Source organism: Streptomyces sp. NPDC058964 (assembly GCF_042741275.1).
Lineage (GTDB): Bacteria > Actinomycetota > Actinomycetes > Streptomycetales > Streptomycetaceae > Streptomyces.
This window is the reverse complement of the sequence record NZ_JBHYKH010000260.1, coordinates 1-12,487: the sequence shown is the minus strand read 5'-3', so window position 1 is coordinate 12,487 and position 12,487 is coordinate 1. Positions and strand designations below refer to the sequence as shown.

13 protein-coding genes are annotated in these 12,487 nt (G+C 71.5%); 11 read left to right on the top strand and 2 right to left on the bottom strand.

Going from position 1 to position 12,487, the window contains the following annotated elements:
- Positions 1 to 304 precede the first annotated feature (304 nt).
- Entirely contained in the window at positions 305 to 1,525 is a 1,221-nt protein-coding gene (locus tag ACFW2E_RS27735; RefSeq protein WP_384469797.1) for a winged helix DNA-binding domain-containing protein, read from the top strand.
- An 88-nt stretch (positions 1,526 to 1,613) separates the two neighbouring features.
- On the opposite strand, the gene ACFW2E_RS27730 is transcribed toward ACFW2E_RS27735, so the two are convergent.
- Entirely contained in the window at positions 1,614 to 1,928 is a 315-nt protein-coding gene (locus tag ACFW2E_RS27730; RefSeq protein ID WP_384469796.1) for a hypothetical protein, read from the bottom strand.
- Between the two features lie 233 nt (positions 1,929 to 2,161).
- Here ACFW2E_RS27730 and ACFW2E_RS27725 point away from each other — a divergent pair, with 233 nt between their 5' ends.
- Both ACFW2E_RS27725 and ACFW2E_RS27720 read left to right on the top strand, forming a co-directional pair.
- The gene (locus tag ACFW2E_RS27725) at positions 2,162 to 2,530 is read left to right on the top strand and encodes an arsenate reductase family protein (protein ID WP_384469795.1); all 369 of its coding nucleotides are present in this window, start codon (positions 2,162 to 2,164) and stop codon (positions 2,528 to 2,530) included.
- 119 nt (positions 2,531 to 2,649) lie between these two features.
- Positions 2,650 to 3,372 carry a hypothetical protein gene (locus ACFW2E_RS27720; protein ID WP_384469794.1) on the top strand — a complete coding sequence of 241 codons (723 nt, stop codon included), beginning with the start codon at positions 2,650 to 2,652 and terminating at the stop codon, positions 3,370 to 3,372.
- A 3-nt stretch (positions 3,373 to 3,375) separates the two neighbouring features.
- Here ACFW2E_RS27720 and ACFW2E_RS27715 read toward each other — a convergent pair whose 3' ends face one another.
- The gene (locus ACFW2E_RS27715; protein ID WP_384469793.1) at positions 3,376 to 4,230 is read right to left on the bottom strand and encodes an alpha/beta fold hydrolase; all 855 of its coding nucleotides are present in this window, start codon (positions 4,228 to 4,230) and stop codon (positions 3,376 to 3,378) included.
- Between the two features lie 67 nt (positions 4,231 to 4,297).
- Here ACFW2E_RS27715 and ACFW2E_RS27710 point away from each other — a divergent pair, with 67 nt between their 5' ends.
- From ACFW2E_RS27710 to ACFW2E_RS27675, 8 genes are all read left to right on the top strand, one after another.
- Positions 4,298 to 4,759, top strand: coding sequence for a MarR family transcriptional regulator (locus tag ACFW2E_RS27710; RefSeq protein ID WP_384469792.1), 462 nt, complete (start codon positions 4,298 to 4,300; stop codon positions 4,757 to 4,759).
- A gap of 187 nt (positions 4,760 to 4,946) precedes the next feature.
- Complete coding sequence (gene glnII, locus ACFW2E_RS27705) at positions 4,947 to 5,978, top strand: glutamine synthetase (protein WP_384469791.1); 1,032 nt, start codon at positions 4,947 to 4,949, stop codon at positions 5,976 to 5,978.
- Positions 5,979 to 6,086: 108 nt separating this feature from the next.
- Positions 6,087 to 6,323, top strand: a complete 237-nt coding sequence (locus ACFW2E_RS27700; RefSeq protein ID WP_384469790.1) for a hypothetical protein — start codon at positions 6,087 to 6,089, stop codon at positions 6,321 to 6,323.
- Positions 6,324 to 6,920: 597 nt separating this feature from the next.
- Complete coding sequence (locus tag ACFW2E_RS27695; RefSeq protein WP_384469789.1) at positions 6,921 to 7,556, top strand: winged helix-turn-helix domain-containing protein; 636 nt, start codon at positions 6,921 to 6,923, stop codon at positions 7,554 to 7,556.
- Between the two features lie 63 nt (positions 7,557 to 7,619).
- Positions 7,620 to 8,642 carry an NAD-dependent epimerase/dehydratase family protein gene (locus tag ACFW2E_RS27690; protein ID WP_384469788.1) on the top strand — a complete coding sequence of 341 codons (1,023 nt, stop codon included), beginning with the start codon at positions 7,620 to 7,622 and terminating at the stop codon, positions 8,640 to 8,642.
- A 51-nt stretch (positions 8,643 to 8,693) separates the two neighbouring features.
- Positions 8,694 to 9,965: a sensor histidine kinase gene (locus ACFW2E_RS27685; protein ID WP_384469787.1), complete on the top strand. Its 1,272-nt coding sequence runs from the start codon at positions 8,694 to 8,696 to the stop codon at positions 9,963 to 9,965.
- Positions 9,950 to 10,603, top strand: coding sequence for a LuxR C-terminal-related transcriptional regulator (locus tag ACFW2E_RS27680; protein ID WP_384469786.1), 654 nt, complete (start codon positions 9,950 to 9,952; stop codon positions 10,601 to 10,603). Before ACFW2E_RS27685 ends, ACFW2E_RS27680 begins: the two co-directional genes overlap by 16 nt.
- A gap of 194 nt (positions 10,604 to 10,797) precedes the next feature.
- Positions 10,798 to 12,345, top strand: a complete 1,548-nt coding sequence (locus ACFW2E_RS27675; protein WP_384469785.1) for a DUF1996 domain-containing protein — start codon at positions 10,798 to 10,800, stop codon at positions 12,343 to 12,345.
- The last annotated feature ends 142 nt before the right edge of the window (positions 12,346 to 12,487 follow it).

Genomic DNA, 12,487 nt, shown 5'->3' with positions numbered 1-12,487 from the left:
CTCTGCAGGAGGGCGAGGGGGTCGGGGCGGTCGACCGGCGGGACCCAGAGGGCGTGCGAGGAGCGGGGGACGCGTTTGCGGACGGCCTTGCCCCGCTGGGCTCGGTCGGCGGGGGTGGTCATACGGCACGCCTCCCTCGGATCCCGGCACCTCCTCGTCTGATCGAAGTGAAGGCCGGGCGCGGGGGCGTCCGCACGTCCGGGCGGCGAAACGGGTGACGCAGTCCCGGTTGTCAGTGGGGTCGGCGAGGATACGTCCAGGACGTGCTGGGCGGAGCGGGCGTACGGGACGGGCGGAGGTCTGTATGGGCGGCGGTCAGCGGCGGCACATCGGGACGGCGGAGCGGCGGGCCCGGCTGGCCCTGCGCCACCGGCTGGCGGGTACGGCACGGGCGGCGGCCCCCGAGGAGGTCGCCTCCTCGCTGGTGGCGCTGCACGGCACGGACCCGGCGACGGTGTACCTGGCGGTGGGCGCGCGGCTGACGGACCCGGCCGGGACCCTGCCGGGAACGGAACGGGCGCTGTACGAGGACCGCACGCTGGTGCGCATGCACGGCATGCGGCACACGGTGTTCGTGTTCCCCACGGACCTCACGGCGGTGGTTCACGCGTCGACGGGCCTGGCCGTGGCCGGCCGCGAACGGGCCTCCCTCCTCAAGGACATGGCGAAGGCGGGCGCGCCGGACGCGGCCTGGCTGAAGGAGGTCGAGGAGTCCACGATGGCCGCGCTGGGGCGGCGCGGGCAGGCGACAGCGGCGGAACTGGCGGCCGACGAGCCGCGTCTGCGGGAGCAGTTCGTGTACGCGGCGGGCAAGAGCTACGAGGGCGTCCACACGGTCTCCACCCGGCTGCTGCGCGTGCTGGGCGTGGAGGGAAAGGTCGTCCGGGGCCGGCCGCTGGGCTCCTGGACCTCCAGCCAGTTCCGCTGGGCGGTGGCCCCCGCACACCCGGAACTGGAGGTCGCCGGGTCCCAGTCCGCACTGCTGCGCCGCTGGCTCGCGGCGTGCGGTCCGGCGACGGAGGCCGACCTCAAGTGGTGGACGGGATGGCGGGTGACGGAGGTCCGCCGGGCACTGGCCGCGATCGGGGCGGAGACGGTGTCCCTGGACGACGGCGGCACGGGGTATGTCGTGGACGGCGACGCGGAGCACATGGCGGAACCCGTGGAACCCTGGGCGGCGCTGCTCCCCGGTCTCGACCCCACGGCGATGGGCTGGCAGCAACGGGACTGGTATCTCGCGCCGGAGCTGCGTCCGCACCTGTTCGACCACAGCGGGAACGTGGGGCCGACGGTGTGGTGGAACGGCCGGGTGGTCGGCGGATGGGCCCAGCGGGCCGACGGTGAGATCGTCTGGCGGATCCTGGACGCCGAGGGTGTCGGCCGGGAAGGGGGGACGGCGATCGCGGCGGCGGCGGAGCGTCTGCGGACCTTGCTGAGCGGCTCCACGGTGACCCCGCGGTTCCGGACGCCGCTGGAACGGGGGTTGTCGGCTCCGATGGACGGAAGCGGCCCGCCCGGCGCTTGACGACGAGGCCGTCCAGACCGAAGCGGGACGCAGGGACGGCAGCACCAGCGCCGGGCGCCCGAACGGCACGGGGCACCCGGCGCCCGGCTCACCGCGAGTACCGCATGAACGCCCGCACCATGTGGCACGTCGTGTCCGACGGCGGATGCACGCCGATCCGCTCCGCCGTGCTGCGGATCGTCTCGTTGCGGGCCTGGTTGGGCACGTGGACGCCCGAGTCGAGCAGGGCTATGGCGAGGCGCATGGCCTTGAGCCGGCGGTTGTGCGTGACGTACCACTCGCGCGGGCGGCCGGCCGGCAGCGGGCTCTTCTCCATCGGTGTGTAGGGCGAGTCGAGCAGGACGGAACGCTTCGCGGTGGACTGGGTGGGCAACGGCTTCGGCTTCAGTGCGGCAGCGGGCACAGGCATCCTCCTGTCGCGGTCAGGGTGCCGTCCGGAAATCCCGGCGACATCCTCGAACACTGCTTCCAGTCTAACGGCCGCCACTGACAATCGGGGAGTCCGAAGGTGACCAGAACTCGCAGGTGAGAGTGGTCATTTCGGTTGCGTCACAGCTTGCGGGAGAGGCGGACGCGAGACAGGAGAAAATCGAACACCGACTTGACCGTCCGACGGGTGCGCGTACCGTGGGCCGCATGGAAATCTGGATCAACCCGGCCTGCTCCAAGTGCCGCAGCGCCATCAGCCTGCTCGACGCCGAGGGGGCCGAGTACACCGTCCGCCGCTATCTGGAGGACGTGCCGAGCGAGGACGAGATCAGGGACGTGCTCGACCGCCTCGGGCTCGAGCCGTGGGACATCACCCGCACGCAGGAGGAGGCCGCCAAGGAGCTGGCGCTCAAGGAGTGGCCCCGGGACGACGCCTCGCGCGACCGGTGGATCAAGGCACTCGCCGAGCACCCGAAGCTCATCCAGCGGCCGATCATCACGGCCGACGACGGCACGGCGGTCGTCGGACGCACGGACGAGGCGGTGCAGGACGCCCTGTCCCGCAACCGAAGCTGAACGCATCTCAACTCCGATGTGATGCAGGTTACTTAAGCGAATACTGTGACCGTTGAGTAACCCCGTTCGGTATCTCGTACATAGCGGCGTACGCTCCCCTACCTCTTCAGGAGGCGCGCATGTCGCGCAGGAGAACTCTCAGCACGAAGAAGAAGGTCGCGCTGCTGGTCAGCGCCGCGGCGGTGGCGGGCAGCGGGGCCTTCGCCCTGGCGGCCACGTCGAACGCGGCACAGAGCCCGCAGAAGGCACGGCCCCTGGCCGCGGCGGACTCGAACGTGTGCCAGGGGCTGGCCACCGCCCTCGGCAACAACCAGAAGTTCATCGACGGCCAGAAGGCGAACCCGGACGCGCAGTCGGCGGCCCGGATCGCCAACCGCGAGGCCGTGATCGAACAGATCAAGGTCCAGCAGAAGGCCGCCGGATGCGTCGTTGGGGAGTCGGCTCAGGGCTCCCAGGCGGCGGGCGGCCAGCAGTCCGGGCAGAAGAACGGCCAGCAGAACGGCCAGCAGGCGGGCCAGACCGCACCCGCCGGGAACGCGGGCAACGGGAACGCGGGCAACGCCGGCAACGCCAATGGCGCCGCCGCGGGCTCCGGTCAGCAGGTCTGCAAGGGCTCCACCGTCACGCTCTCCGGCGAGGGCGGTGCCCCGGCGGCCTCCAGCAACCAGTTCCCGGCGGGGACCACGCTGAAGGTCACCAACCTGGACAACAACAAGTCCACAACGGTGAAGGTCACGTCCGTGTCCGGCAGCTGTGTCCTGCTGAACAACGCGGCCTTCGAGCAGGTCCGGGAGCCCGGCAAGTTCCTGATCCGCCGTGCGGTCATCGAGAAGGTGGGGTGACGTTCAGGCACCCAGGAAGCCGGTGAGGCGCCGGCCCAGACCGGCGGGTGCGCTCTGCGGCAGCGCGTGGTGCGAGACGTCCGGGACCACGTCGACCTCCGCGCGCGGCAGCACCGCACCCGCCCCGGCAGCCACACCGTAGGTGTCATGTGTCCTGCTGTTCCCTGCCAGGAGCAGCAGGACCGGCACGTTCAGGCCTCGCAACTCCCGCGGCGCCACGCGTGGACCGGTCACCGGCCTGACGGAGGGGAAGCCGGCGGCCGTCTCCTGGAGGCGGAGCCAGTCGGGGTCCAGGGGGGTTCCCCCGGTCTCCCACTCCAGGAACGCGCGGACGCGCCGGGGCGTGGGCCGCAGCAGCATCGGCAGGGCGTGGAGCAGGTACGCCGCCTTGTACCCGGCGAAGCACTGGGTCGGGTCCAGGAGGAACAGGCGGCGCACCCTGGCGGGAGCGCGAAGGGCGTAGTGGACCGCGGTCCAGGCGCCGTAGGAGTGCCCGCCGAGGTCCGTCTCCCCGACGCCGAGTCCGTCGAGGAGCGCGTCCAGCCAGGCCGTCAGGTCGGCGACCGTGCGGGGGTGGCGGTCGCCGGCCGGGCTGCTGCGGCCGGGAGAGCCGATCAGGTCGACGGCGAGGACACGGCGGGCGATGGCCAGGTCCGCGGCCTGGGCGTACCAGGAGGCGGAGGTCGCCCCGCCGCCCCCGGGCAGAAGCAGCAGCGGCGGCGCGTCGCGCGGGCCGCAGGCGTTGACGTGGGTGTCACCGAATGCGGTGGGAACCGTGAACGCCTCCCGCTCCCCGGGCCACTTCGCCATCACCCTGTCGTACGCAACCCGGAAGGCGCCCGCGTCGTACGAGCCCATGGAACCGCCCCCTATTATCTCGCTCAGCAAGATACTCGCTCGCCGAGATGATAGCCGGAGGAACCGTATGCCCGACCGCCGAGGCCCCGAAATGGAGATCGTCCATCTGCTGCGTGCGGTGACGGTCGAACTCGGGCTGCACAGCGCGCGGGGGGCGAACCGCAACGGCATGCACGCGACGGACGTGCGCGCCCTGATCGCCCTCATGGACGCCCGGCGCGCGGGAGAGGAGATGACGGCCGGCGGGCTCGGTGGCGCGCTGGGGCTCAACTCGGCGGGAACCACCGCGCTGCTCGACCGGCTGGAGCGGGCGGGTCATGTGCGGCGAGTGCGCGGGGAGCGGGACCGGAGGAGGGTCGTCATCGAGGTGGACCAGCGGGCGGTGGAGCTCGGACTGTCCTTCTTCGGCCCGCTGATCGACCGGTCGGTTGAGCTGCTGCGTGGCTACGACGAGCGCCAACTGGCCGCGCTCCGTGGCTTCCTCGGCGGGGTGCGGGAGGCGGTGGCCGGAGCGGACGGCGTCTCATAACCCGGCCCTCGCGTCCTCACAACGTGAGACGTGCCACAGAACCGCCAGGTAACACGGGGTTCACATTCGAGCAATGACCGGGAAATCGCCTGTTGACAGGCTGCCGGGCATCAACAGCGGCGCCCCAGTGCCGCAGCGCCGCAGCACCCGCAAGTGCGCCTGACCCACCCCCGAAGGATGTGGCCCCGTGACCTTCAAGGCTGAGTACATCTGGATCGACGGCACCGAGCCGACGGCCAAGCTGCGTTCGAAGACGAAGATCATCGCGGGCGCCCCCGCCGGTCTCGACGCGCTGCCGATCTGGGGCTTTGACGGGTCCTCCACCAACCAGGCCGAGGGGCACTCCTCGGACCGTGTGCTCAAGCCGGTCTTCACCTGCCCGGACCCGATCCGCGGCGGCGACGACATCCTCGTCCTGTGCGAGGTCCTGGACATCGACTTCACCCCGCACTCCTCCAACACGCGTGCCGCGCTGGCCGAGGTCGCCGAGCGGTTCGCCGCCCAGGAGCCGATCTTCGGCATCGAGCAGGAGTACACCTTCTTCGACGGCGCCCGCCCGCTGGGCTTCCCCGAGGGCGGCTTCCCGGCGCCCCAGGGCGGCTACTACTGCGGTGTCGGCGCCGACGAGATCTTCGGCCGCGAGATCGTCGAGGCCCACCTGGACAACTGCCTGAAGGCGGGCCTGGGCCTGTCCGGCATCAACGCCGAGGTCATGCCCGGCCAGTGGGAGTTCCAGGTCGGCCCGCTGTCCCCGCTGGAGGTCTCCGACCAGCTGTGGGTGGCCCGCTGGCTGCTCTACCGCACCGCCGAGGACTTCGGCATCTCCGCCACCCTCGACCCCAAGCCGGTCAAGGGCGACTGGAACGGCGCCGGCGCGCACACCAACTTCTCCACCAAGGCGATGCGCGAGGGCTACGACGCGATCATCACCGCCTGCGAGTCGCTCGGCGAGGGCTCCAAGCCGCTCGACCACGTCAAGAACTACGGCGCCGGCATCGACGACCGTCTGACCGGTCTGCACGAGACCGCCCCGTGGAACGAGTACTCCTACGGCGTCTCCGACCGCGGTGCCTCGGTCCGCATCCCGTGGCAGGTCGAGAAGGACGGCAAGGGCTACATCGAGGACCGCCGTCCGAACGCCAACGTCGACCCGTACGTCGTGACGCGTCTGCTCGTCGACACCTGCTGCTCCGCGCTGGAGAAGGCCGGCCAGGTCTGATCCCCCGCAGCCACGCCGAGGGGGCGCCCACCGTGACGGTGGGCGCCCCCTCGCGTTTCCGGTGGGGCACCGTCATGGTGGGGGCATGGAGACGACGAGGTCCTGGCCGTGAAGATCGAGACGGAGAACCGGCAGACGCACGAGCGGACTTCCGCGCCGGGCCTGCGGGAACTGGTGGAGCGGACCGGCAGTGCCGGGGACCGGTTCCTCGTGATCCAGCGGATACCGCACATCCCGGGTGCCTTCGCGTCGGTCTGGCACGAGGAGGGCGGGGAGCACCGGCCGGATCACCGTCCCGGCGAGGACGGGTTCTTCGGCTTCTTCGGCACGGACCCACGGATGTGAGCCGGGTGGCGGACCTGCTGACCGGCTGGGCACGGAGGAGGGCTTCGTCTTCTTCCACCGGCAGGTCACGGCGCAGACCGCCGACGGGCACGGACTGAGCCCGTACCACGGCGGGTCCGAGGGTTCGGCCGGGACCACGACGGCCGTCGGCCACGAGGTGGCCGGCGCCCCTCGCCGGCGCCGGGCTGTCCGCAGTGTGGGACGGCAATCCGGACAAGGCGATCGAGCCCACTCCCCCTGACCTGGCACAAACGCCTCGTGGGGTGAGGCGGGCAACGACGGCTTCGCATCGGGAGGGCGTCCGAGCAGTGAGAGGAAACTCCTGTCGCGGGCCCGCGTCTGCTTCAATGGGCCCATGGTCGGCTACCAGAAGTGCACCGCGACGGGTCGCCACGACCTCGAGCCCTTCTGGCCTTCCCGTCAGCACCACGACTTCGACCGGGTGTGTTGCCGCGCGATGAACGCGCCGGCCCTCTAAAGCCGTACACCCCGGCCTTCGGCCAGCGCGGAACGAAGTACGTCCCCCGGCGCGCCCGACCACGAATCGCGGCCGCCGTCCTCCCCGACGAACTCCTCGCGCGAAAGAGCTGACCTCTCATGGCGACCACTCGTTCCTTCTCCACCGCCACCCTCACCGCCCCGGCACCGGCGAACGGCGCCCGGCACCGCCTGCGTGCCGTCGACCGGGACGAGGATCGGGGCCTCCCCCGCTCGAACGAAGTCGAGAGCCCGGGGAAGAGCGTGGCCGACTTCCTGCCGCCCGGGGCCACCTGGCTGCCCGCGCCGCAGCACACCCTGCCCACCCTCCCCGGCCGGCCGCCGATGATCGGCTACCTGGTGCTCGTCCCGGCGGACCAGCAGCCGCCGTTCCCGCCGGTCGCGGTACCCGGCCTGCCGGAGACCGAGGCCCCGGCCGCCGACGCGGGGGCGGGCGCGGACGAACCGCTCGTGCGCATCGACACCGCGCAGCGCACCGCCCGGATCGACGGACGTGAACTCGACCTCACATACCTGGAGTTCGAGCTGCTCGCGCACCTGGTGGCGCACCCGAACCGGGTGCACACCCGCGACCAGCTGGTCACCACCGTGTGGGGCTACGGCCACGTGGGCGACGGCCGCACCGTCGACGTCCACATCGCCCGGCTGCGCCGCAAGCTGGGCGCCGAGCACCGCAGGGCGATCCAGACGGTCCGGCGCGTCGGCTACAAGTACACGCCGCCCACCGGGCGCTGAGCACCCTCTGCCCTCGGCAGATTCCGGTTCCGCCCCACGGCCCGGCGGTGCACGATCCTCGGCATGAGACTTCTTGTGCTGGGCGGTACTGAGTTCGTGGGGCGGGCCGTCGTCGAGTCGGCGCTCGGGCGCGGCTGGGAGGTGACCGTCCTCCACCGGGGACGGCACCCGGCTCCCGCGGGCGCGCGGTCGCTGCACGGTGACCGCACCGCCCCGGACGGGCTGGCCGCCCTCGCCGGGAGCGAGGAGTGGCACGCCGTCGTCGACACCTGGTCCGCGGCGCCCCGCGCCGTGCGGGAGGCGGCGCGGCTGCTGCGGGACCGCGCGGGGCGGTACGCGTACGTGTCGAGCCGTTCGGTGTACGCCTGGCCCCAGCCGGCCGGCTCCGCCGAGGACGCGCCCGTCGTGGCGGACGCGTCGGCGGACGCGGACCGGTCCGAGTACCCGCGGGACAAGCGGGGCGGTGAACTGGCCGCCATCGAGGGCTTCGGGACGGACCGCTCGCTGCTGGTACGGGCCGGGCTGATCCTCGGACCGTACGAGAACGTGGGCCGGCTGCCCTGGTGGCTGAACCGGACGGCCCGCGGCGGCCCGGTGCTGGCGCCCGGACCGCGGGACCTGCCCCTGCAGTACATCGACGTCCGTGACCTCGCGGAGTGGATCCTCGGGGCGGTGGAGCGGGAGCTGGACGGACCGTACAACCTGGTCGGTCCGCAGGGGCACGCGACCATGGGCGGACTCCTCGACGCCTGCGTACGGGTCACGGGCGGGTCCGCCGAACTGCTGTGGACCGGGCCGGACGTCGTCCTGGGGGCGGGCATCGAGCCGTGGACCCAGCTGCCGGTGTGGGTGCCGCCGGGCAGCGACATGTACGACGCCCTGCATTCCGGGGACGTGTCGCGGGCGCTGGCCACGGGGCTGGAGTGCCGTCCGGTCGAAGAGACCGTCGCCGACACCTGGAAGTGGCTGCGGGACATCGGCGGTACCGCGCCCCAGCGCCCGGACCGCACGTCCCACGGGCTCGATCCGGAGCTGGAGGCGAAGGTGCTCGCGACCGCCTGGGGTGTACCTGGGAACACCCCCTGACCGGGGCCCGGGGCCAGTGACCGGGGCCGTCGGGTCGGCGAGACTGGCGGCATGAACACGATTGCGAAGAGCGGCGGCGCCCGTGCCCGCACCCGGGACGTGGCGCTGGCCGCCGTGCGGGGGCTGGTGCTGGCCGTCGCGATGCTGCCGATCTCGGTGCTGTGCCTCACGCTGACCCTGGTCTCGATCGCGCTCATACCGATCGGTGTCGGTCTCGTCACGACACCGTGGATCCTGGGCGGGGTGCGGGACGTCGCGGACGTGCGGCGGCGGCTCGCGGCCGAGTGGTGCGGGATCCGGATACCGTCGGCCTACCGGCCGATTCCCGAGGGCGCCAACCCCTGGACGCGCACCTTCGCGACGCTGCGCGACCGGCAGGTCAGGCGGGACATGCTCTGGCTGCCGGTGGACATGACGGCCGGCTTCGTCACGGCCCTGCTCCCGGCGGTGCTGTTCCTCTACCCCTTCGAGGGGTTCGCGGTGGCGGCCGGGCTGTGGCGGGTGCTCGCGGACGGACGGACCTACTGGTACGGCTTCGTGCCGGTCACCGACCAGCCGACGGCGCTCGGCGCCGCCGCCACCGCCGCGGTCCTTCTGGTCGCCTCCTACCGCCTCACCCCGCGCCTGCTGGAGGCACATTTCAATCTCACCCGGGCCGTCCTCGGCGCCGACCGGGGTGAACTCGCCGAACGCGTACGGGTGCTGACCGAGACCCGGCGCGACGCCGTCGACACCTCCGCGGCCGAACTGCGCCGCATCGAGCGGGACCTGCACGACGGGGCGCAGGCCCGGCTGGTCGCCATGGGCATGGACCTCGGCACCGTCGAGATGCTCCTGGACAAGGACCCGGCCAAGGCCAAGCAGCTCCTCGCGCAGGCCCGGCAGTCCTCCGCGGACGCCCTCGACGAGCTGCGCGACCTGGTCCGGGGCATCCATCCGCCGGTCCTCGCCGAACGCGGACTGGGCGACGCCGTACGGGCGTTGGCGCTGCGGCTGCCACTGTCCACCGAGGTGACGGTCGAACTGCACGGCCGGGCGGACGCGCCGGTGGAGTCCGCGGCGTACTTCGCCGTCAGCGAGGTGCTCACCAACGCCGTCAAACACTCCGGTGCCGACCGGATCTGGCTGGACCTGCACCACACCGACGGCATGCTGCGGATCACCGTCACGGACAACGGCAAGGGCGGCGCCGTGGCCGGAGCGGGGTCCGGGCTCTCCGGGGTCGAACGCCGACTGGGTACATTCGACGGCGTCCTGGCCGTCAGCAGCCCCGCGGGCGGCCCCACCATGGTGACCATGGAGATTCCGTGCGCGTTGTCCTAGCCGAGGACCTCTTCCTGCTCCGCGACGGACTGGTCCGGCTGCTGGAGGCCTACGACTTCGAGATCGCCGCCGCCGTGGAGTCCGGACCCGAGCTCGCCCGCGCGCTGGCCGAGCTGGAGCCGGACGTCGCAGTGGTCGACGTACGGCTGCCGCCCACCCACACCGACGAGGGCCTGCAGTGCGCCCTCGAGGCCCGGCGGAACCGGCCCGGCCTGCCGGTGCTGGTCCTGTCGCAGCATGTGGAGCAGCTGTACGCGCGCGAGCTGCTCGCCGACGGCAGCGGCGCAGTGGGATACCTGCTGAAGGACCGGGTGTTCGACGCGGACCAGTTCGTGGACGCCGTACGGCGGGTGGCCGCGGGCGGTACGGCCATGGATCCGCAGGTGATCCAGCAGCTGCTGGCGCGGCGGGGCGTCGAGGAGCAGCCGCTCGGCAGACTCACCCCCAGGGAGCGGGAGGTCCTCGAGCTGATGGCGCAGGGCCGGTCCAACGCGGCGATCGCCGCGCAACTCGTCGTCACGGAACGGGCGATCGCCAAACACACCTCCAACATCTTCACCAAACTGGGACTGGAGGTGTCGGACGACGACAATCGGCGCGTCCTCGCGGTGCTCGCCCACCTGGACCGGGACCGCTGACTTTCCGCGACCTCCACACTACTTTCACGTAACTCCTGCTGCTCAAGCGGCCGTTGGGGCCAGATCGACCACCAAACCTCTGATGAATTCGTGCGTCGGCTGAACACCTCTGGGGCCACGTCCGTATGGATGGAAGCAGCTTCACTCCTGTCGGGCGCCTCGATGCTGCCCCGCAAGGAAGTCAGAGGAGTTCCATGGGACGCAACACACGCAAACGCCGTACGCCACTGGCCACCAAGGCCATTGCCGCATCGGCGGCCCTAGCGCTCGGTGGGGGCGGGCTGATCTGGGCTAACTTCTACGCTTCGGCTCACGAGTCGAACGATTCGGCACAGAACCAGACGAAGGCCGCCGCCGCGCAGGTGGCGACGATCTCCTGCCCGGACGTCGGCCAGAAGCTGACGAACGTGCCGTACAGGGCACGCAACGGCGTGGCCGCGGAGCTGGCGAACCTCGACAAGCAGATCACCGAGGCCTACGCCCGGCTGGCTTCCACGCGTCAGGCGCAGGCGAACGACGCGAGCTTCGTGCAGAACGCGATCGTCAGCCCCCTGAAGGAGAAGCGGTCCGCGACGATCGACCGGATCAGGATCGACATCCAGCGGGTCGGCGGCAGGTTCAACACCGCGCTGTCCCAGCTCGCCGCCTGCACGACGCAGACCGCCAACCAGACCACCGCCGGTGGCACCCAGAACGGCGGCCAGCAGAGCAGCGGCGGCCAGCAGCAGAATGGGGGCCAGCAGCAGAACGGCGGGCAGCAGCAGAACGGCGGCCAGCAGCAGGGCAACGCCGGGCAGCAGCAGGGCAACGGCGGTCAGGCCGGCAACGGCCCGGCCGCGGCCGACTTCGTGGACATCACGAAGGTCGCCGCGAACGTCCAGGCGAAGCCGCAGAACAGCGGCAACGCCTCGACCGGTTCCTTCACCACCCGCTGCGGCGTGAACGCGAACAAGAACCACAACACCGACAACGTGATCGTGGCGCCCGGCGTGGCCAACGGCGCGCACCACCTGCACGACTACGTCGGCAACCAGAAGGTCAACGCGTTCTCCAGCAACAACACGTTCCTGCAGGGCGGCACCAGCTGCCAGAACCAGAGCGACCTGTCGTCGTACTACTGGCCCGTGGTCCGTGTCCAGGACGGCACGCAGGACTTCGACCAGAACGCGGACGGCGGTGGCAAGGAAGGCAACGTCGGCAAGATCCTGACGCCGGTCCAGGCGCAGATCAAGTACGTCGGCAGCCCGGCCTCCAAGGTCGTCGCGATGCCGCAGTTCCTGCGCATCATCACCGGTGACGCCAAGACCACCACCAACGGTCTGGCCAACGCCAACGCGCACTGGAGCTGCACCGGCTTCGAGAACAAGGTCCAGCTGACGACGCAGTACCCGATCTGCCCGCAGGGCAGCAACGTGGTCCGCACGTTCGCCTTCCAGAGCTGCTGGGACGGCCAGAACATCGACAGCGCCAACCACCGCACGCACGTGGCCTTCGCCGACCCTGCCAGCGGCGCCTGCGGCAACGGCTTCAAGGCGATCCCGCAGCTGACGATGCGCCTGGTCTACAAGATCACGCCGCCCACCATCCAGAACGGCGTGGTGAAGAACGCGTACGCGGTCGACGGCTTCCCGGAGCAGCTGCACAAGCCGGCCACCGACCACGACGACTTCATCAGCGTCACGAAGAACAACCTGGCGAACCGGATCGCCAGCTGCATCAACCGCGGTCAGCGGTGCGCATGACCCACTGAGGTGGGCCACCCCGGTCGGCCCACCGAAGAAGGGCCGGGGCGGGGGCCCCCCGCCCCCCGCCGTGGCCGGGTGGGCACCCCCCCCCGGGCCGGGCTCCCCCGGTGGGGGGGGGTCGTATTAAAAAAAACCAGCC

Bases quoted from the DNA above. Each gene is read 5' to 3' on its own strand.
- ACFW2E_RS27735 (WP_384469797.1), top strand. From the start codon at position 305: ATGGGCGGCGGTCAGCGGCGGCACATCGGGACGGCGGAGCGGCGGGCC.
- ACFW2E_RS27725 (WP_384469795.1), top strand. From the start codon at position 2,162: ATGGAAATCTGGATCAACCCGGCCTGCTCCAAGTGCCGCAGCGCCATC.
- ACFW2E_RS27720 (WP_384469794.1), top strand. From the start codon at position 2,650: ATGTCGCGCAGGAGAACTCTCAGCACGAAGAAGAAGGTCGCGCTGCTG.
- ACFW2E_RS27715 (WP_384469793.1), bottom strand. From the start codon at position 4,230: ATGGGCTCGTACGACGCGGGCGCCTTCCGGGTTGCGTACGACAGGGTG.
- ACFW2E_RS27710 (WP_384469792.1), top strand. From the start codon at position 4,298: ATGCCCGACCGCCGAGGCCCCGAAATGGAGATCGTCCATCTGCTGCGT.
- ACFW2E_RS27695 (WP_384469789.1), top strand. From the start codon at position 6,921: ATGGCGACCACTCGTTCCTTCTCCACCGCCACCCTCACCGCCCCGGCA.
- ACFW2E_RS27690 (WP_384469788.1), top strand. From the start codon at position 7,620: ATGAGACTTCTTGTGCTGGGCGGTACTGAGTTCGTGGGGCGGGCCGTC.
- ACFW2E_RS27685 (WP_384469787.1), top strand. From the start codon at position 8,694: ATGAACACGATTGCGAAGAGCGGCGGCGCCCGTGCCCGCACCCGGGAC.
- ACFW2E_RS27675 (WP_384469785.1), top strand. From the start codon at position 10,798: ATGGGACGCAACACACGCAAACGCCGTACGCCACTGGCCACCAAGGCC.